This is a genomic window from Xenorhabdus mauleonii, from assembly GCF_900113945.1.
In the GTDB taxonomy this organism is placed as follows: domain Bacteria; phylum Pseudomonadota; class Gammaproteobacteria; order Enterobacterales; family Enterobacteriaceae; genus Xenorhabdus; species Xenorhabdus mauleonii.
In genome coordinates this window covers 34,472-52,888 of record NZ_FORG01000018.1, presented here as the reverse complement: position 1 = coordinate 52,888, position 18,417 = coordinate 34,472, and the positions used below count along the sequence as shown (strand labels likewise).

Annotated in this window: 17 protein-coding genes; 4 read left to right on the top strand and 13 right to left on the bottom strand. The window is 46.8% G+C overall.

Features of this window, described 5'->3' with window-relative positions:
* Positions 1 to 74 precede the first annotated feature (74 nt).
* The 4 genes from fhuC to BM100_RS15810 all read left to right on the top strand — a co-directional run bounded on the left by fhuC (position 75) and on the right by BM100_RS15810 (position 4,851).
* Positions 75 to 872, top strand: a complete 798-nt coding sequence (fhuC, locus tag BM100_RS15825; protein WP_420855339.1) for a Fe3+-hydroxamate ABC transporter ATP-binding protein FhuC — start codon at positions 75 to 77, stop codon at positions 870 to 872.
* A complete protein-coding gene (gene fhuD, locus BM100_RS15820; RefSeq protein ID WP_092512647.1) occupies positions 872 to 1,783 on the top strand; it encodes a Fe(3+)-hydroxamate ABC transporter substrate-binding protein FhuD in 912 nt (303 codons plus the stop codon). Before fhuC ends, fhuD begins: the two co-directional genes overlap by 1 nt.
* Positions 1,780 to 3,753 carry a Fe(3+)-hydroxamate ABC transporter permease FhuB gene (gene fhuB / locus BM100_RS15815; protein ID WP_092512645.1) on the top strand — a complete coding sequence of 658 codons (1,974 nt, stop codon included), beginning with the start codon at positions 1,780 to 1,782 and terminating at the stop codon, positions 3,751 to 3,753. The genes fhuD and fhuB overlap by 4 nt, the downstream gene beginning before the upstream one ends.
* A gap of 174 nt (positions 3,754 to 3,927) precedes the next feature.
* Positions 3,928 to 4,851, top strand: coding sequence for a siderophore-interacting protein (locus tag BM100_RS15810; RefSeq protein WP_092512643.1), 924 nt, complete (start codon positions 3,928 to 3,930; stop codon positions 4,849 to 4,851).
* 152 nt (positions 4,852 to 5,003) lie between these two features.
* Here BM100_RS15810 and ybeD read toward each other — a convergent pair whose 3' ends face one another.
* From ybeD to gltK, 13 genes are all read right to left on the bottom strand, one after another.
* Complete coding sequence (ybeD, locus tag BM100_RS15805) at positions 5,004 to 5,267, bottom strand: DUF493 family protein YbeD (protein ID WP_045959110.1); 264 nt, start codon at positions 5,265 to 5,267, stop codon at positions 5,004 to 5,006.
* A gap of 106 nt (positions 5,268 to 5,373) precedes the next feature.
* The gene (gene dacA, locus BM100_RS15800) at positions 5,374 to 6,582 is read right to left on the bottom strand and encodes a D-alanyl-D-alanine carboxypeptidase DacA (RefSeq protein ID WP_092512641.1); all 1,209 of its coding nucleotides are present in this window, start codon (positions 6,580 to 6,582) and stop codon (positions 5,374 to 5,376) included.
* 251 nt (positions 6,583 to 6,833) lie between these two features.
* Positions 6,834 to 7,898, bottom strand: a complete 1,065-nt coding sequence (rlpA, locus tag BM100_RS15795; protein WP_092512639.1) for an endolytic peptidoglycan transglycosylase RlpA — start codon at positions 7,896 to 7,898, stop codon at positions 6,834 to 6,836.
* A 12-nt stretch (positions 7,899 to 7,910) separates the two neighbouring features.
* Entirely contained in the window at positions 7,911 to 9,023 is a 1,113-nt protein-coding gene (gene mrdB / locus BM100_RS15790; RefSeq protein WP_092512637.1) for a peptidoglycan glycosyltransferase MrdB, read from the bottom strand.
* An 8-nt stretch (positions 9,024 to 9,031) separates the two neighbouring features.
* Positions 9,032 to 11,005, bottom strand: a complete 1,974-nt coding sequence (gene mrdA / locus BM100_RS15785; RefSeq protein ID WP_092512635.1) for a peptidoglycan DD-transpeptidase MrdA — start codon at positions 11,003 to 11,005, stop codon at positions 9,032 to 9,034.
* A 36-nt stretch (positions 11,006 to 11,041) separates the two neighbouring features.
* The gene (rlmH, locus tag BM100_RS15780; protein ID WP_092512633.1) at positions 11,042 to 11,512 is read right to left on the bottom strand and encodes a 23S rRNA (pseudouridine(1915)-N(3))-methyltransferase RlmH; all 471 of its coding nucleotides are present in this window, start codon (positions 11,510 to 11,512) and stop codon (positions 11,042 to 11,044) included.
* A gap of 2 nt (positions 11,513 to 11,514) precedes the next feature.
* Positions 11,515 to 11,841: a ribosome silencing factor gene (gene rsfS, locus BM100_RS15775; RefSeq protein WP_092512631.1), complete on the bottom strand. Its 327-nt coding sequence runs from the start codon at positions 11,839 to 11,841 to the stop codon at positions 11,515 to 11,517.
* Positions 11,842 to 11,936: 95 nt separating this feature from the next.
* Positions 11,937 to 12,641 (bottom strand): nicotinate-nucleotide adenylyltransferase, encoded by a 705-nt coding sequence (nadD, locus tag BM100_RS15770; RefSeq protein WP_092512629.1) that lies wholly within the window; start codon positions 12,639 to 12,641, stop codon positions 11,937 to 11,939.
* Entirely contained in the window at positions 12,634 to 13,665 is a 1,032-nt protein-coding gene (gene holA, locus BM100_RS15765) for a DNA polymerase III subunit delta (protein ID WP_092512627.1), read from the bottom strand. The genes nadD and holA overlap by 8 nt, the downstream gene beginning before the upstream one ends.
* Positions 13,662 to 14,207: an LPS assembly lipoprotein LptE gene (gene lptE / locus BM100_RS15760; RefSeq protein ID WP_092512699.1), complete on the bottom strand. Its 546-nt coding sequence runs from the start codon at positions 14,205 to 14,207 to the stop codon at positions 13,662 to 13,664. The genes holA and lptE overlap by 4 nt, the downstream gene beginning before the upstream one ends.
* 33 nt (positions 14,208 to 14,240) lie before the next feature.
* Positions 14,241 to 16,823: a leucine--tRNA ligase gene (gene leuS / locus BM100_RS15755; protein ID WP_092512625.1), complete on the bottom strand. Its 2,583-nt coding sequence runs from the start codon at positions 16,821 to 16,823 to the stop codon at positions 14,241 to 14,243.
* A 193-nt stretch (positions 16,824 to 17,016) separates the two neighbouring features.
* Positions 17,017 to 17,742, bottom strand: coding sequence for an amino acid ABC transporter ATP-binding protein (locus BM100_RS15750; protein ID WP_092512623.1), 726 nt, complete (start codon positions 17,740 to 17,742; stop codon positions 17,017 to 17,019).
* Positions 17,742 to 18,416, bottom strand: a complete 675-nt coding sequence (gene gltK, locus BM100_RS15745) for a glutamate/aspartate ABC transporter permease GltK (RefSeq protein ID WP_092512621.1) — start codon at positions 18,414 to 18,416, stop codon at positions 17,742 to 17,744. Before gltK ends, BM100_RS15750 begins: the two co-directional genes overlap by 1 nt.
* Position 18,417 lies beyond the last annotated feature (1 nt).

Sequence of the window (18,417 nt, the reverse complement as noted above, 5' to 3'; positions counted from 1 at the left end):
TGTGTAAAGCATTTTGTGTATTATGTCTACAATTCAACGAAGTAATCGTAACCTGTGTCCAGAGGTAATTAGGTTTGATTGAAAGTATTTCATCCCCAATTTCTAATTTTGTTTTGCAACAAGTTAGTTTTTCTGTACCAAGCCGACGGCTACTCAGCAATCTCTCATTGGCATTTACTTCAGGTCTGGTTACTGGATTAATTGGCCATAATGGTTCTGGCAAATCGACCTTGCTGAAAATGTTGGGGCGTCATCAGGCACCAAGCGAAGGAACAATACAGCTGGGACGGCAGCCGATAGTACAGTGGAGCAATAAAGCGTTCGCACGCGAAGTCGCTTACTTACCACAGCAATTGCCGCCTGCGGAAGGGATGACCGTGCGTGAGTTGGTTGCGGTCGGCCGTTATCCTTGGCATGGGGCTTTGGGGCGGTTCAGCTCTGAAGATCGTCGTCATGTCGAAGAAGCAATAGCGCTGGTGGATTTGAGTTCGATGGCTAATCGGCTGGTTGACAGCTTATCTGGTGGGGAACGACAGCGAGCATGGATTGCAATGACAGTCGCACAGAACAGTCGTTGTCTGTTGCTTGATGAACCCACTTCTGCACTGGATATAGCGCATCAAGTCGAAGTGCTGGCCTTGATCCAGCGCTTGAGCCGTGAAAGGGGATTGACGGTGATTGCAGTCCTGCATGATATCAACATGGCTGCCCGTTATTGCGACCATTTGGTGGCATTGCGAGGTGGAGAATTGATTGCTCAGGGAACCCCCCAAGAGATAATGCAAGAGCATGTGTTAGAACAAATATATGGAATAGAGATGGGAATTTTACCTCATCCTGCTGGTGGAGCTCCGGTAAGTTTTGTCTACTGATGAATAAATTTAACCCTAATTTAGCCCGCCGTCGTTTACTCACGTCGCTGGCTCTTTCTCCGTTATGGATGCCATCATTGGCCCGTTCCGTGACTTCCCCGTATGTTGCCCACCCTGATATCCAGCGCATTGCCGTATTGGAGTGGCTGCCAGTGGAGCTACTGGCAGCTTTGGGAATTATGCCGTTGGCCGTGGCTGATATTCGTAATTATAACTTGTGGGTACGGGAGCCTGAACTACCGTCCAAAGTGATCGATTTGGGGACGCGTACTGAGCCAAATATGGAATTATTGCAGCAATTATCACCGTCCCTGATCCTTTACTCACAAAATTACGGCCCCACAGTGGAGAAAATGACGTCAATTGCGCCAATCATGGGGTTCCGCTTTACAAGCAACACCCGAACTCCGTTGGCAGAAGCATGGCATTCATTGCAATTGCTGGCTGGGCGGCTTGGGCTTCATCACCAATATACCCAGCATGTGCAGCATTACCATCGGCAGATGGCGCAGTGCCAACAGCGGCTGCGCATTTGGCATGATGTACCTATCTTATTATTTACTTTGCTGGATAAAGATCATGCGATGGTCTTTGGCGATGGTAGCTTGTTCAAGGATGTCCTCGATAATCTGGGACTGAGAAATGCCTGGAAAGGAAAGACAAACGCATGGGGAAGTCAGGTGGTGAATATAGAGCAATTAGCCACGATTCAAGACGCCAAGGCTGTTTTTTTCAGTCATGGAAATGAAGCACTGTTCGCTCGTGTGCAGCAAACACCATTATGGAGAGCGCTGCCGTTTGTACAACGTTACCCGATCAGCATTCAACCTGCCGTGTGGTTTTATGGTGCTACGCTGTCAGCGATGCGCTTTAGTGAATTATTGACGGCTGCGTTGGAGAAACGGGCATGAAACGTTTATGGACGGTACCTTTGCTATTGTTGTTTCCATCACTGATATTGACATTCTATAACCTGCAACATCAATTGCCTGTTCTCCAGTGGTGGCAATCTCTATATTCTCCTGACACAAATAATATCCGTCAGGTTGTCATGCATTACAGCACATTACCCCGTTTATCGATTTCCCTATTGGTTGGGGCAGGGCTGGGATTGGCTGGATTATTATTTCAGCAGGTATTGCGCAATCCTCTGGCCGAACCTGCAACCCTCGGCGTTTCTGCCGGCGCTCAATGCGGTGTGACACTGGCATTATTATTGGCCGTGCCGCCAGATAGCCTGTCAATGCAACTGGCCGCGTTGGCAGGCTCGGTGATGGTTGCATTGGTCGTATTCGGGTTGTCATGGGGGCAGCGATTATCACCGGTAACGCTGATTCTTGCCGGCTTAGTGATGGGGTTATATTGCGGTGCCGTGAATTCTCTGCTCGCACTGTTTAACTATGAAAAATTACAAGGCATGTTTGTCTGGGCAAGCGGTTCATTGGCCCAACACGATTGGCAAATTGTACAGTGGTTGATTCCAACATTGTCGGTGTCTCTGGTGTTAACTTTATTGTTGCTGAGACCATTAACGCTGCTTGGATTGGATGACGGAGTGGCAAAAAATCTTGGATTGGGCCTGAACAGTGCCCGGCTGGCTGCATTATCACTGGCTGTTATTCTCAGTGCTGTCATGGTCAATGCGGTGGGAGTCATTGGCTTTATTGGTTTATTTGCTCCCTTGCTGGCACGAATTTGTGGTGCAAGGCAATTGGGTCAGCAAGTGTTCATGTCACCGCTGATTGGTGCCTTGTTATTGTGGTTTACGGATCAGGTCGTGCAGTGGCTGGCGACGGTATGGCGCAATATTCCCACGGGGTCGGTCGTCGCGCTGATCGGGGCCCCTCTCTTGTTGTGGCTTCTGCCACGCCTGCGTACCAATGGGCACAAACCAACACTTTCAGTCATCGACAAGAACCTTGTTGAACGCCGGGCATTTTGGCGTTGGATCATATTGGGGATACTGTTTTTGAGTGCGATGACAGTAACCGCATTGCTGTTCGGGCGTGGTGTCGAAGGTTGGTATTGGGCGCAGGGGAATCAAATCACTGAATTATTGCCTTGGCGCTGGCCGCGTGTGATAGCGGCACTTGGTGCCGGTATGATGTTGGCTGTTGCAGGGACGATGATCCAGAAACTGACGGGCAATCCGATGGCCAGCCCTGAAGTTTTAGGTATCTCATCGGGAGCGGCGTTGGGCGTATTGGCATTACTGTTAATGACATCCGGCAATGTTTTTGTCTGGTTACTCCCGGCTGGAAGTTTAGGGGCTGCCCTTACTCTGTTATTGGTTTTACTTGCTTCTAGCCGGCAAGGTTTTTCGGCGCAACGGATGTTATTGTCTGGCATTGCAATTAGTACGGTATTTGGCACGTTAGTTGTACTGGTGCTGGCAAGTGGCGATCCCCGCACGGGAATGCTGCTGGCATGGTTATCAGGTTCAACTTACGGGGTCGAACCCATTCAGGCACTTTTCACGTTGGCAATCGCCATGATATTGATAGGCCTGACGCCGTTATATCGCCGGTTGTTGACGATTTTGCCATTGGGAAGTGTAAGTGCTCAGTCTGTGGGAATTTCTCTGACTTCCTCACGATTGCTTATTTTATTGATAGCTTCAGCGCTTACCGCAGCCGCAACTTTGATGACCGGGCCATTGAGTTTCGTTGGTTTAATGGCTCCACATATGGCACGCATGATGGGATTCAGGCGGGCAATGCCGCAACTGGTGATGGGAATGCTGCTGGGAGGATCTTTGATGCTGTTGGCTGATTGGTGTGGGCGGATGCTGTTGTTTCCTTACCAGATACCGGCAGGATTGCTCGCGGCTTTTATTGGTGTTCCTTACTTTATTGTGTTGTTACGCCGACAGGCAAGGTAGGACTGAAATGAGTGTAGGGCCTGATGAATCTGGAAGGATATTTAGCAATAATTGCTATTATTGGTAATAATGAAAATAATTATCAACATGATATTGATTTGCGTTATCAATTGAACTAGGTTGTCTAGCATCCTTTCAATAACGAGAATAACAACCATTTGTTAATAGAATATTATGTCTTCAATTTACTCTATCTTTAATTTGGTTTTGAAAGAACGCATTACGGTATCTACATCTTTGGTGCGTTGTGTATTTGAAAGTTCTGAAGTGCATAAAATGCGGCGGCATGCTCCCGATCAGCGCATTAAGTTACTATTTCCTCAGCCAAGCCATCCTGCAATGAAGGTAAATGAAGGGAGCGACTGGTACAGCCATTATATGTCTATTCCCAAGGAAGAGCGGCCTTTGATGAGGACTTATACATTAAGGGCGCTGCGCATTGAAGATAATGAAATGGATGTAGAGTTTGTTTTGCATGGTAAAAACACACCTGTGTCCGATTGGCTAAGCGAGGCTAAGCAAGGCGCACCCTTACAGATAGTTGCCCCTAAAGAGGCTTCAGATAGCAGTGGCCAAATGGGGGGCACAGGAGGCTGCGAATGGGTGCCGCCAGAGCAGGTTAACCAAGTATTGCTCATTGCTGATGAAACCGCATTGCCAGCGGCATTGGGAATCCTTGAAGAGTTAGCTTTGCATGACTCACCCCCAAAAGTACAGGCATTCTTCGAGGTTCCAGTGCAGGGGGATTGCCTCAACTTAGAACAATTCAAATTTGCCAACATATTTTGGTTGCCACGTGATGTTAAAGAGGGATATGGATACGGCGAGCGTTTATTAGAAGCGGTACGTGAACACGTTGTACTTCCGGAGTCCGCATTTATTGAAGAGCAATCTTTATCTGAATCTGTTTCACCAGACGGTATATTATGGGAAAGAGCAGAAAATGAGGGTAAAGCGAGCCATTTTTATGGCTGGGTTGCTGCAGAATCAACGGCTGTAAAAAACCTGCGTCGGTATCTGCTTCAAGAACGGCATTTAGATAAAAAATTGATTAATTTCATGGCCTATTGGGCTAAATCGTCAAAAGGCCATCATTAAATTACAGAAGCTGCCTGAAATAGAATGTATGCAGGCAGATTGCAAAAAAGAAAAACGCTGATTTTCTCAATCAGCATTTTTCTATCGAACCATCAATGAATGACAGCTCCGCACATTCTTACTCAAAGAGCATATTGCCCGAAATACAGTACTTAGAGGACGACACGCACCAATTCCAGAGCGCCCAGTTCTTCATACAACGTTTCAACTTGTTCAATATGCGTCGCGTTGATGGTGATGGAGACAGAATGATAATTGCCTTTGCTGCTTGGTTTTACAACTGGGGAGTAATCGCCCGGAGCATGGCGCTGAACTACTTCAACCACGTGATCCACCAGCTCAGGTTGAGCTAAGCCCATCACTTTGTATGTAAATGAGCAGGGGAACTCAAGCAGTTCATTTAATTTTGTTTTCATGGGCGTTCCTCATGTCTTTGCCACGGCAGAACGACAAATTGCCGTGGCGTCATAATTTTCTAACGGATGTAACTAATATAAGGCCCAATACTTGGCTTTCAAGGGATTAACCAAACCAATGATGGAACATCAGTCGAATATAATCAACGATGCGGCTGAAGAAGCCACCTTCTTTAACTTCCTGCATAACAACTAATGGGCGCTGTTCAATGGTTTTTCCATCAAGCTGGAAGTTGATTGTGCCGACAACTTGGTGTTGCGCCAATGGTGCATGCAATTCAGTATTGTTTAATACATAGCTCGCTTTTAAGTCTTTCAAGCGGCCACGAGGAATTGTCAGGTACACATTTTGGTCAACGCCCAGCTGGACTTTATCGGTATCGCCATACCAAACCGGCTCTGACGCGAATTCTTTACCAACTTTCAACGGTGAAACAGTTTCGAAGAAACGGAAGCCCCAAGTCAGCAACTTTTTACTGTCGCTTTCACGGCCTTTGAATGTTGGGCTGCCCATGACGGCAGAAATAAGGCGCATATTGCCTTCGGTTGCAGAGGAAACAAGGTTATATCCTGCGCCGTTGGTGTGACCGGTTTTAATGCCATCAACGTTCAGGCTCTTATCCCACAACAGGCCATTGCGGTTAGGCTGGCGAATGTTGTTGTACGTGAATTCTTTCTCTTTGTAGATAGCGTATTCATCGGGCACATCGCGGATCAACGCCTGACCAATGAGAGCCATATCACGGGCGGAGCTGTATTGGCCATTCGCATCCAAACCATGCACAGTCTGGAAATGGGTATTTTTCAGGCCAAGGCTTTGTACGTATTTATTCATCAAGCTGACGAATGCATCCTGACTGCCGGCCACATAGTCAGCCATTGCAACACAGGCGTCATTGCCGGATTGCAGGTTGATTCCACGGGACAGCATCGCGACAGAAACTTGATCACCGGGTTTTAAAAACATCAAGGAAGAACCCTTGAAGATCGGGTTACCGGTTGCCCAAGCGTCTTTACCGACAGTAACCGTATCATTGGGTGTTATTTTTCCTGATTTGATGGCTTGGCCTATGACATAGCTGGTCATCATTTTGGTCAGGCTTGCGGGGTCACGGCGAACATCTGCGTTTTTCTCAGCCAAGACCTTTCCTGAGTTGTAATCAATCAGAATATAGGCTTCAGAATCCAGGACAGGAACCCCGGGGATCATGGTTTTGAAATTATCATCTGCGTTGGCAAACGCAGAAACACTGGCAGCTAGGGCGATGCCTAAGGTCGCTTTTTTAATCAAGCGGGAAGTAACTATATATTTCATGATTGATCAGATAACATCCGTGAGAAAAAGATTAATAATAAGCCACATAATAACAAATGAAAAAAAGGCTGACATTAAACAAAATTGAGTGAGTTAAAGGTTTACACTGTTTTACCCAAACCCAGCTCGCAATTATTTTATCTGCCTGCTGATAAGAGTGAGACATTTAATATCAGCAGGGAGTGTTATTTGCTTCTATCTTGCTTTTATCTGGCACAACAGTTTGCCGGCATCGAAATTTATCCGGAGAATCAAGGCGCAACAATAAATGAAGATTGGTGCATTTGATCTGTTAATTTCTTTTGCAACTCAACCGCTTGCTGGCGGCTGTTGAATGGCCCCAACTGCACGCGATAGACATTACCAAATTGAGTTATGCGGCCTTGTACGTTCAGGCGTTGGCTCAACGATTGTTGCCACTCTCTGGCTTTTTGTTCGATACTGACCGCGCCTACCTGCACCATATATTTCCCCGCTGAGATTGAATCTGCGGTATCCGGGGTTGATGGCGTGTTCATACTTAATGAACTGCTTGATGTTAATGAGGCCGTTGGAACAGCAGAAGCACCGGAGGCAGATAACATTGTTGCAGAAGCTGGTGTTTCAGATGCTGATGTTCCAGAAAATCCTGTTTCAGGAGACTGTGCCTCAGTGGATGGAGTGTCAGTTTGCCCCTCTGGCTTTACAGACAGATTTTGCTCAGCGGCGTTGTTTGTCAATGGCGACTGAAAATCAATACTTGGCCTGTCTGGCAAAGCATAGCTTTGTTTGACGATAGTGGAACCGACTGTTCCTAAACCAGAAAGTGAGTCATCAGGTGCGACTTGAATGCCATCCAATTTGACCCTGCTTTGCGGCATCAAATTCAGGCGTTCTGCCGCTGCACGTGATAATTCGATAATCTTCCCTGTATTGTAAGGGCCGCGATCGTTGATGCGGACAATCATCATGCGCCCATTGCTTAAATTGGTGACACGAACATAACTTGGGATAGGCAATGTCGGATGCGCAGCCGTTAAAGCATTGGGGCTGGCGCGTTCACCAATCGCGGTCAACTTACCATTCGCTGCTTCGCCGAACCAACTGGCGTAGCCTGTTTGGGTAAAGTTGGCTGGATCTTGCACAATGCGATAGGTGTGCCCATCTCGCTGATAATCTTGATTGGCACTGGGATGGTAAGGCTCATATTGGGGTTCTGCACCTAAAACGTCCTGGGTCGGAACCTGAGGTTTAGAAACACTCTGCTCATTGCTGGTTAATGTACAGCCTGATATCAGTACCGCTACGATGCTAATTATAAGCCATTGCTGACGCATGAAACTTCTTCCTCATAAACTTTTGGATAATAATTTACGATGCGTATGTATCGACATAATAATGCCGAACCCCGCCATTAATACAATGAGAGCGGAGCCTCCATAACTCACCAGAGGCAAAGGGACACCAACGACGGGCAAGATACCGCTCACCATGCCGATATTAACGAAAACATAGACAAACAAAATCAGTATCAGCCCTCCGACCATGACCCGGCCGAAAGTATTTTGTGCCTTCGCTGCAATAACTAATCCCCGCATAATGATCAGTATATAGAGCGCAAGCAGAGCAAGAACGCCAATCAGGCCCAATTCTTCAGATAACACGGCGAAAATAAAGTCGGTATGGCGCTCAGGTAGAAACTCCAGTTGTGATTGAGTGCCTTGCAGCCAACCCTTCCCGAACAACCCACCTGAACCAATGGCAATTTGGGATTGGATGATATGGTAGCCTTTGCCTAATGGATCAATATTGGGATCCAGCAACATCATCACGCGGGAGCGTTGGTAGTCGTGCATCAGGAAAAACCACAATATAGGAATGAAGCAAGCAACCAGCACAAAGGCAAGGGCAATCAGTTTCCAGTTCATTCCGGCCAGAAAAAGTATGAACACCCCAGACGCAGCAATCAGAATGGAGGTGCCTAAATCGGGTTGCGCGGCGACCAGCAGAGTCGGAACAAAAATCAAAACCAGCGCAATAGCCGTGTTTTTCAATGAAGGCGGGCAGAGGTCGCGGTTCATAAAACGAGCGACCATCAAAGGAACGGCAATTTTGGCTATTTCCGATGGCTGAAAACGAACAATGCCCAAATCCAACCAGCGTTGCGCACCTTTACTGATTTGACCAAACACATCAACCAAAATCAGCAGGATGACACACCCTATGTATAAATAGGGTGCCCAATTCTCGTATAGGCGTGGAGGAATTTGAGCCAAGACTACCATGACAATCAGGCCCATAAGCACCTGCCCGATTTTACGCTCCATCATGTCCATATCTTGTCCACTGGCGCTCCACATGATAAACAGACTGTAAGCCAGTAATGTCAGAACCAATAGCATCAGTGGAATATCTATATGTATGCGGGTCCAAAAAGGAACCTTTTTTTGAGACTCTGTCATCGCTTTACTCAATTGGCTTGTGTTCTGGTTGCTTGTGTTTTGGGTACTTGTGCATTGGGAGAACGCGTATTGGTTGGCTGTTCTCGCATTTCATTGGAAACCATTACATCGGAAACTGTGGCTGGAGAAGGCGTGTTTTTATCCTTGAGTAAAACATGATCCAAAATCTTACGCACAGTTTGAGCAACCGTCATCCCTGATGAACCTTCATTTTCCAGAATAATAGACATGGCGACTGTCGGGTTATCATAGGGCGCAAAAGCAATCATCAGCTTATGGTCACGCAAGCGTTCAGCAAGTTTACTGGCGTTATACGTTTCATAACTGAAAACCTGAGCCGTACCTGATTTAACCGCAGCTTTGTACGGAGTGCCGGCGAAAGCCCGGCGTGCAGTACCTGTTGGGGAATTGGCCGCACCGTACATACCACCCTTGGCAATTTCCCAGTAACCGGAGTGGATATCCCCAATGGGGCTGCTGACTGGGGGCTGATAAGGGTACATTTCGCCATTGATACGCGTTTTAAGTAATAAATGTGGTGTTTTTACCTCACCATCATTAATCAATATCATAAGGGCTTTGACCATCTGTATCGGGGTGGCAGTCCAGTACCCTTGGCCGACACCTACGGAAATAGTATCTCCTTGATACCAAGGCTTTTTATAGCGCTTCAATTTCCATTCCCGCGTTGGCATATTGCCCGGCCTTTCTTCTTTCAAATCAATGCCTGTCAGTTGGCCGTAGCCAAATTTTGACATCCATTCGGACAATCTATCGATACCCATGTCATAGGCAACTTGATAAAAGAAAGTATCTGCAGATTCAACAATGGATTTATGGACATCCAGTTTGCCGTGCCCTGAGCGTTTCCAGTCACGGTAACGTTTTTCTGAATTGGGTAATTGCCACCAACCAGGATCGAATATTGTGGTATTTTTTGTAATCACATTACTGCTGAGGGCCGCGACAGCAATAGCAGGTTTCACTGTCGATGCCGGAGGATATGTTCCAAATGTAGCCCGGTTAATCATGGGATGATTGGGATTGTTTTGCAGGGCAGCATAGTCTTTGAATGAAATGCCATTGACGAATGGATTCGGGTCATAACCTGGATTGGATACCATAGCCAAGACTTCCCCTGTGCGGGGATCCGTGACGACGACAGCGGCACGGCTGGTTGCCAGTAGTTTTTCGATATAGGTTTGCAGCTCTAAATCGATGGACAGATAAATATCTTTACCTGCTTCTGGAGGCTGTTCATGCAGTTGGCGGATCACTTTGCCACGGTTGTTGACTTCCACTTCTTCATAGCCGGGCTTGCCGTGCAAGACGGATTCATAATAGCGTTCAATACCTAATTTCCCGATATCATGGCTCGCTGCATAATCCCTCACAATTCCTTCTTGGGTGAGCTGTGCTAAATCTTTGTCATTGATTTTAGCCACATAGCCAATGACATGGGTGAGGGTCGAACCATACGGATAATAACGACGCTGCTGACCTCTGACTTCCAGCCCCGGAAAGCGGTACTGATTGACCGAAAACCGAGCGACCTGAACTGGAGTTAAAGGTGTTTTTAACGTAATGGCTTTAAAGGAGCCTGTCCGTTTGCGCTCTTTTTGAAAATTTTCGATATCTTCATCTGTAAGCCCGACAACAGAACGTAGTTCTTCTAATACCTTGTTCAGGTTGTCGACTTTTTGTGGCACAACTTCTAACTGATAAGTGGTTCGGTTAATTGCCAGTGGTGTGCCATTGCGATCATAAATAATGCCCCGGCTTGGGGCTATGGGAAGAAGCTTAATCCGGTTCTCATTTGAGCGGGTTTGGTAATCTTCGTGACGAGTGATCTGAAGTTTATAAAGATTGGCAATTAGAATGCCTGTCAAAATAATAATACCAATAAACGCCACAAGTGCGCGGCGTATAAACAAGGCTGATTCAGCCGAATGATCACGAAAAGGGGTTCGTTTATTCTTCATCCCATTGCCAGAATTCACGGTGATAGATTACCCAATTTATTCCCGATGATAAGGGTGGTTAGTTGTTATGCTCCATGCACGGTAAAGACTCTCCGCTACCAGAACGCGTACCAAAGGATGTGGCATGGTCAAAGGAGAAAGTGACCAACTCTGTTCTGCTGCTGCCTTGCATGCAGGTGCCAACCCCTCAGGGCCACCGATCAGGAGACTGACATTTCTGCCATCCAGCTTCCAGCGTTCGAGCTGATTCGCCAATTGTGGGGTATCCCAGCGAGAGCCCGGAATATCCAGAGTCACAATCCGGTTACCTTTACCGACAGCAGCCAGCATCTGCTCGCCTTCTTTTTCCAAAATGCGCTTGATATCCGCATTTTTTCCCCGTTTTCCTGCCGGGACTTCAATTAGCTCAAAAGGCATATCCTTGGGAAAACGGTTCAAATAATCCATAAAGCCGGTCTGCACCCAGTCCGGCATTTTTGTTCCTACTGCGACTAATTGTAGCTTCAAACTCAGCTCCAGAGTTTTTCCAGCTCGTACATGCGACGGCTGTCTTCTTGCATAACATGAACCATGATTTCGCCAAGATCCACGACAATCCAGTCTGAAATCCCTTGACCTTCAACACCCAGAGGCATAATGCCGACCTGGCGGCAGTCATCGACTAAATTATCGGCCACAGACATCAGGTGGCGATTTGAGGTTCCGGTGCAGATGACCATGCAGTCAGTAATGCTGGATTTTCCACGAACGTCTATAGAAACAATATCCTGTGCTTTGGAATCTTCAAGTTTATCAATAACAAATTGTTGTAGTTCTGTGCCTTGCAAAAGGATCACCTTTATTTCATAAAATTGGTTGAGTAGCGCAGAATAATAGCATGCAAAACTCGGTAAAAGTAAGCAACTTAACGGCAAATCACCGCAAGGTTTAGTTATTGTCTGTATAACCCGTGAGCATCGATATACTGCAATATTGATGGCGGAAGCAGATCATCACAGCTCAGTCCTTGTTGATGGCGCTGACGAATATCAGTTGCGGAGATATTTAGCAACGGAGTGGCTGCTAAGTAAATGTAACCGTGCGGTTTTTGGCTCAATGGGAATGGTGTATCAACCTGATGCTTTTCAAGCCATTGCTGCATTTCTGGGGTTGAAAGTTGATGCTGATAACCCGGGCGGGAGCAAACCAGAAGATGGCAAATCTCCAGTAGCTCTTCCCATTTATGCCAAGTATGGATAGTTTGCAGTGAATCCTGCCCAATGATGAACGCCAATGGATGCTGCTCACCGACTTCTTGACGAAAGGATTTTAATGTTTCGACCGTATAGGACGGTGTTTGGCGTTCCAATTCGCGAGTATCCACGGCAAAAAGCGGATTATCTTGTACAGCAAGACGAACCATTTCCAGCCGCTGCTGTGAGCTTGCCTCCGGTTGGGGACGGTGTGGCGGTACATGATTCGGCAATAAAATAACTTGTTTTAGCCCCACCAGCCGAGCCAAGGCTTGCACAGGGTATAAATGACCATAATGGATAGGATCAAACGTACCACCAAACAAAGCTTGAATAACTGGGGTATTGGCGTCTGAGACAATATTATCTGGAATAATATCATCTGAAATAGTGGAATCAGTCATTCAAAAAGCTCTCTGGCAATGATTTTCCGCATAACAGCATGGAAAGCGTTTCCAGGTCAGCCCAAATGGATTGGCTATAATCCTGTTTGACGCGCAGTTCCATCTGGCTTAACAAATGTATGGCAGATTGTAGATCCTGTTGTGACAGACGTTGTAATGCCGCTGTCAGCAACGGCCGACGATTTTGCCAAACTTTGTGCTGATCAAACAATGTCTTCAAGGGAACCGTCGTGCTCTGACGCTTAAAAGTCAGCAGCAGCATCAATTCCCGTTGGATAGTGCGCAGCAAAATGATAGTTTCAGTATCTTCCTGCCGCAGCTGTTTCAATACATGCCAGGCCCGCTTTATTTTTCCAGCCAGCAAGGCATCAACCCAATGATAGGGGGAGAAATGGGCGGCATCATTGACAGTTTCTTCAACCCGGTGCAGGGTCAGACGATTATCAGGATAGAGCAAGGAGAGGCGTTCCAGTGCCTGAGCCAATGCCAATAAATTTCCTTCATAGCAATAGCAGAGTAACTGATTGGCTTCATTTTCCAGCGATAGCCCCATGTTTTTGGCTCGCTGGGCCACCCATTGGGGCAGGCGGTTTTGCTCTGGCGTCAGACAACTGATATAGACACCATTTTGCCCAAGTGCCTTAAACCAAGGACTATTTTCCTGAGCTTTGGTCAGCTTGTGCCCACGCAATATTAGCAGGATATCTGCATGCAATAATTCTGACAGCTTGACCAGCCGCTCAGCCATGGCTGCATTTGGGCCATTTTCCGGCAGTTGCAGTGTAATTGATTGGCGGCTGGTAAATAAGCTGAGTGACTGGCAGAGGCTAAAGATTTCATCCCAATCGGTGTGGTTATCCAACACAAAAGAGAAATGTTCCATAAAGCCATGCTGTTCAGCCACCCGGCGAATGCTGTCCTGACTCTCTTGCAACAGCAAAGGTTCGCTGCCCCACAGCAGATAACGGTTTCGCAGCTCTTCGTTGAGCTGCGCAAGAAGTTGTTCAGGATAAATACGGATCATTGCTTCGGTGTAGCTGCTGCTTTTTGCTTTTCATCAGCTTTCTGAAGTTCTGCACTATGAACCGTCAACAGTTGACGTATAAGCCGACGGGCAGCCTGTTCACGCATTTCCTGCTTAACTAATTCATTCTCAGCATCTTTTGCCAATGCTTCCAATGGGTTATCGAAGAAAGAGCGATCAACCCTTGCCTGCAATGGGTAAATGCTGCCATCCGGCATCAGAACCTGAGCATCAACATTCAGCACTAATTGGCGTTCTGCCGCTTTACCATCCTGGAAAACTGAAACGGTATCTTTGTTTTCATCAGAGCCCAAAAGTTTCAGGATAGGTACTGAAGCATCACCATTTTCCACAAGCTTGACATCATTGAGGCGAAGTTGCTGACGTACAGCGCGTGCCAGCGGCCCGTAAGGGTCACTTGAACTCAGTTGCAAGGTTTGAAGTTCTTTAGGTACTTGCGTTGTGCCACGGAGATGAAAACCGCAGCCAGCGGTGACCAGCACCGCTAACCCGAGAAACAACGTGCAAATACGATGTCGCAAATTATTTCCTGCCACAAATAGGGTCTCCTGTTATCAGCCTACAACCAGATTCAATAATTTGCCTGGTACGTAGATGATTTTGCGAATAGTGACACCTTCAAGATATTTCGCCACGCTGTATTCCTGTGCCGCCATTTCTTGAACATGTTCTTTTGTTGCATCTGCTGGAACAGTAATGCGGCCACGAACTTTGCCGTTGATCTGAATGATCACCAGTTTAGTATCGTCAACCATTGCTTGTTCATCAGCTTGCGGCCATTGGGCAACGTCAATGTCATTTTCATTGCCCAGCGCTTTCCACATAACAAAACCAGAGTGTGGCGTGATTGGGGAAAGCAGGCGAACAATCGCGCTCAGGGATTCTTGCATTAACGCGCGGTCTTGTTCAGTCTCTTGTGGCGCACGAGTCAATTTGTTCATCAATTCCATGATAGCGGCAATGGCGGTATTGAATGCCTGACGGCGGCCGATATCATCGGTGACTTTTGCGATAGTCTTGTGCAGGTCACGACGCAGATCTTTTTGTTCAGCAGTCAGTTTACTGACATCCAACGGCTGAGTTGCCCCTTTGTTGCTGTGCTCATAAACCAGACGCCATACACGTTTCAGGAAACGGTTAGCACCTTCTACGCCAGATTCCTGCCACTCAAGAGTCAATTCTGGCGGCGCTGCAAACATCATGAACAGACGAACAGTATCAGCACCATACTTGTCTACCATCAGTTGTGGATCGATACCGTTATTCTTCGATTTGGACATTTTGCTCATGCCGGTATAAACCAGTTCATGGCCTTCTTCATCCGTGGCTTTAACCACCCGGCCTTTCTCATCACGCTCAACAGTGACATCCGCTGGGGAAACCCAGACTTTTTCGCCACTGTTACCGGTGTAATAGAAAGCATCAGCCAGAACCATACCTTGGCACAGCAGATGTTTAGCAGGTTCATCAGAGTTGACCATGCCAGCATCGCGCATCAGTTTATGGAAGAAGCGGAAGTACATCAGGTGCATTATCGCATGCTCAATACCACCGATGTATTGATCTACTGGCAGCCAATAGTTGGCAGCAGCCGGATCCAGCATGCCTTTATCATAATCAGGGCAAGTATAGCGTGCGTAATACCAGGAAGATTCCATGAATGTATCAAAGGTATCTGTTTCAAACAGTGCAGGCTGTCCATTGATCGTGGTTTTCGCCCACTCTGGATCAGCTTTGATTGGGCTGGTAATGCCGTCCATTTCAACATCTTCAGGCAGAACAACTGGCAGTTGATCTTCTGGTACAGGAACAACTGTTCCGTCTTCCAGTGTTGCCATCGGAATTGGGGCTCCCCAATAACGTTGACGGGAAACACCCCAGTCACGCAGGCGGTAATTGATTTTGCGTTGGCCTACACCCATAGAAACCAATTTATCAGCAATGGCATTGAAGCCTTCTTCATTGCTCAATCCATCGAATTCACCGGAGTTGCACAGGGCGTTTTTGTCTGTCAGCGCCGCTTCTTGAATGTTTGGTACGTTACCGTCATTGTCCAGAATAACGGCTTTCATCGGCAGGTTATATTTGGTTGCAAATTCCCAATCACGTTGATCGTGCGCTGGAACTGCCATTACCGCACCGGTGCCGTATTCCATCAGAACAAAGTTAGCAACCCAAATAGCGATTTTTTCATTGGTCAATGGATGGATAACGAACATGCCCGTTGACATGCCTTTTTTCTCCATCGTCGCCATATCTGCTTCGGCAACTTTGGTATTGCGGCATTCATTAATGAACTCGGCCAATGCAGGATTGTTTTCAGCCGCTTGTTTCGCCAAAGGATGACCGGCTGCGACAGCAACATAGGTTGCACCCATGAAAGTGTCTGGGCGAGTAGTATAAACAGTCAGTTTTTCTTGGCTGTCAGCAACATTAAATGTGATTTCAACACCTTCCGAACGGCCGATCCAGTTGCGCTGCATGACTTTGACCTGCTCAGGCCAGTCTTCCAGTTTGTCCAGATCGTTTAGCAGTTCTTCAGCGTAAGCGGTAATTTTGATGAACCACTGAGGGATCTCTTTACGCTCAACTGGAGTATCACAACGCCAGCAGCAACCATCGATAACCTGCTCATTTGCCAGAACAGTCAGATCGTGTGGACACCAGTTAACCGCAGAGGTTTTCTTGTATACCAGACCTTTTTCGTACAATTTAGTGAAGAACCACTGTTCCCAGCGATAGTATTCTGGTGTACAGGTCGTAACTTCACGATCCCAGTCATAACCGAACCCCAGCATTTTCAACTGGTTTTTCATGTATTCGATATTGGAGTAAGTCCAAGGTGCGGGTGCGGTATTGTTTTTTATCGCTGCGCCTTCTGCTGGCAGGCCGAATGCATCCCAACCGATAGGTTGCAGGACATTTTTACCCAGCATGCGCTGATAGCGGGAAATTACATCACCAATTGTGTAGTTGCGGACATGACCCATGTGTAGTCGGCCAGAAGGGTAAGGTAGCATGGACAGGCAGTAATATTTTTCTTTATTGTTATCTTCTGTCACTTTAAATGTTTGCTTCTCTTGCCAATGAAGCTGGACTTGTTGCTCTATGTCTTCTGGACGATATTGTTCTTGCATGGCACCGATGATCCTATGGTGAAGTAAAGCTACGCCTTTAGCGAGCATGGTTGTTTATGAAATCTAAGACTCCATAGCATAGCTGATAAGGGATAGGGGCAACAACTCTTGTTAAAGCTGGAATGCTGAAAATTATTTATTTTTGGGGAAATTTAAGGTCGGCGGCCGCATAGCCATCCGCCGACACAGAGGATCAGTGCAGAATTTTTGCCAGAAAATCCCGGGCGCGATCTGATTTTGGATTGGCGAAGAAATCTTCTTTTTTACTGTCTTCGACAATTTTTCCTTCATCCATGAAGATAACCCGATGCGCCACTTTTTTGGCGAATCCCATTTCATGGGTCACAACCATCATGGTCATACCTTCATTCGCCAGTTCAACCATCACGTCCAGCACTTCATTGATCATTTCAGGATCAAGTGCAGAAGTCGGCTCATCAAACAACATGGCGATTGGATCCATACACAGAGCGCGTGCAATGGCGACGCGTTGTTGCTGACCACCGGAAAGTTGTGAAGGGAATTTATCGGCATGATTTGACAGGCCTACCCGCTCCAACAATTTCAGGGCTTTTTCGGTGGCAGCATGCTTATCGCGCTTTAGTACCTTAACTTGCGCCAATGTCAGATTTTCAATGATAGAGAGGTGAGGGAACAGCTCAAAATGTTGGAACACCATCCCTACCTTAGAGCGCAATTGTGCCAGATTTGTGTTCTTGTCATTGACTTTTATGTCATTTACCAGAATTTCACCCTGCTGGACAGGTTCCAGGCCATTGACCGTTTTTATCAGTGTCGACTTACCGGATCCAGAAGGCCCACAGACAACGACTACTTCGCCTTTTTTGACTTCAGTCGAGCAGTCAGTAAGAACCTGAAATTGGCCATACCACTTGGATACATTTTTCAGGGAAATCATCAAACAGTCCTTTTCTTCAAATAGTTAACTAGCATAGACGCGGCAAAGCTAATCACAAAATAAACAAGGCCAGCAAACAGAACCATCTCAACCTGAGTACCGTCACGCTCGCCAATATTGGTTGCTGTCCGGAAAAAATCCGCCAGACTCAGCACATATACTAAAGATGTATCTTGGAATAATACTATACCCTGTGTCAGCAACAATGGTGTCATTGCCCGGAATGCTTGTGGCAGGATTATCAGACGCATACTTTGCATATGAGTCATCCCCAGAGCCAGCGAAGCAGAAGATTGCCCACGGGAAATGCTCTGAATGCCTGCCCGGATGATTTCAGAATAATAAGCGGCTTCAAAGAGTGAAAACGCAACCATTGCGGAAATTAAACGGATATCGGTCTTGGGGGATATGCCTAGAATATTTTGTAATAAGTTAGGCACAATAAGGTAGAACCACAGCAGTACCATCACCAAAGGGACGGAGCGGAAGAGGTTGACATACAGGGCAGCAAACCAGCTCAATACCTTGATGGATGAGAGGCGCATCATCGCCAGCACTGTCCCCCAGAGAATCCCAACAACAATAGCAATACCTGTAATTTTAAGCGTGATTACCAATCCATCTAAGAGAAAGGGCAGGCTAGGAACTATCGAACTCCAGTCAAACTGATACATC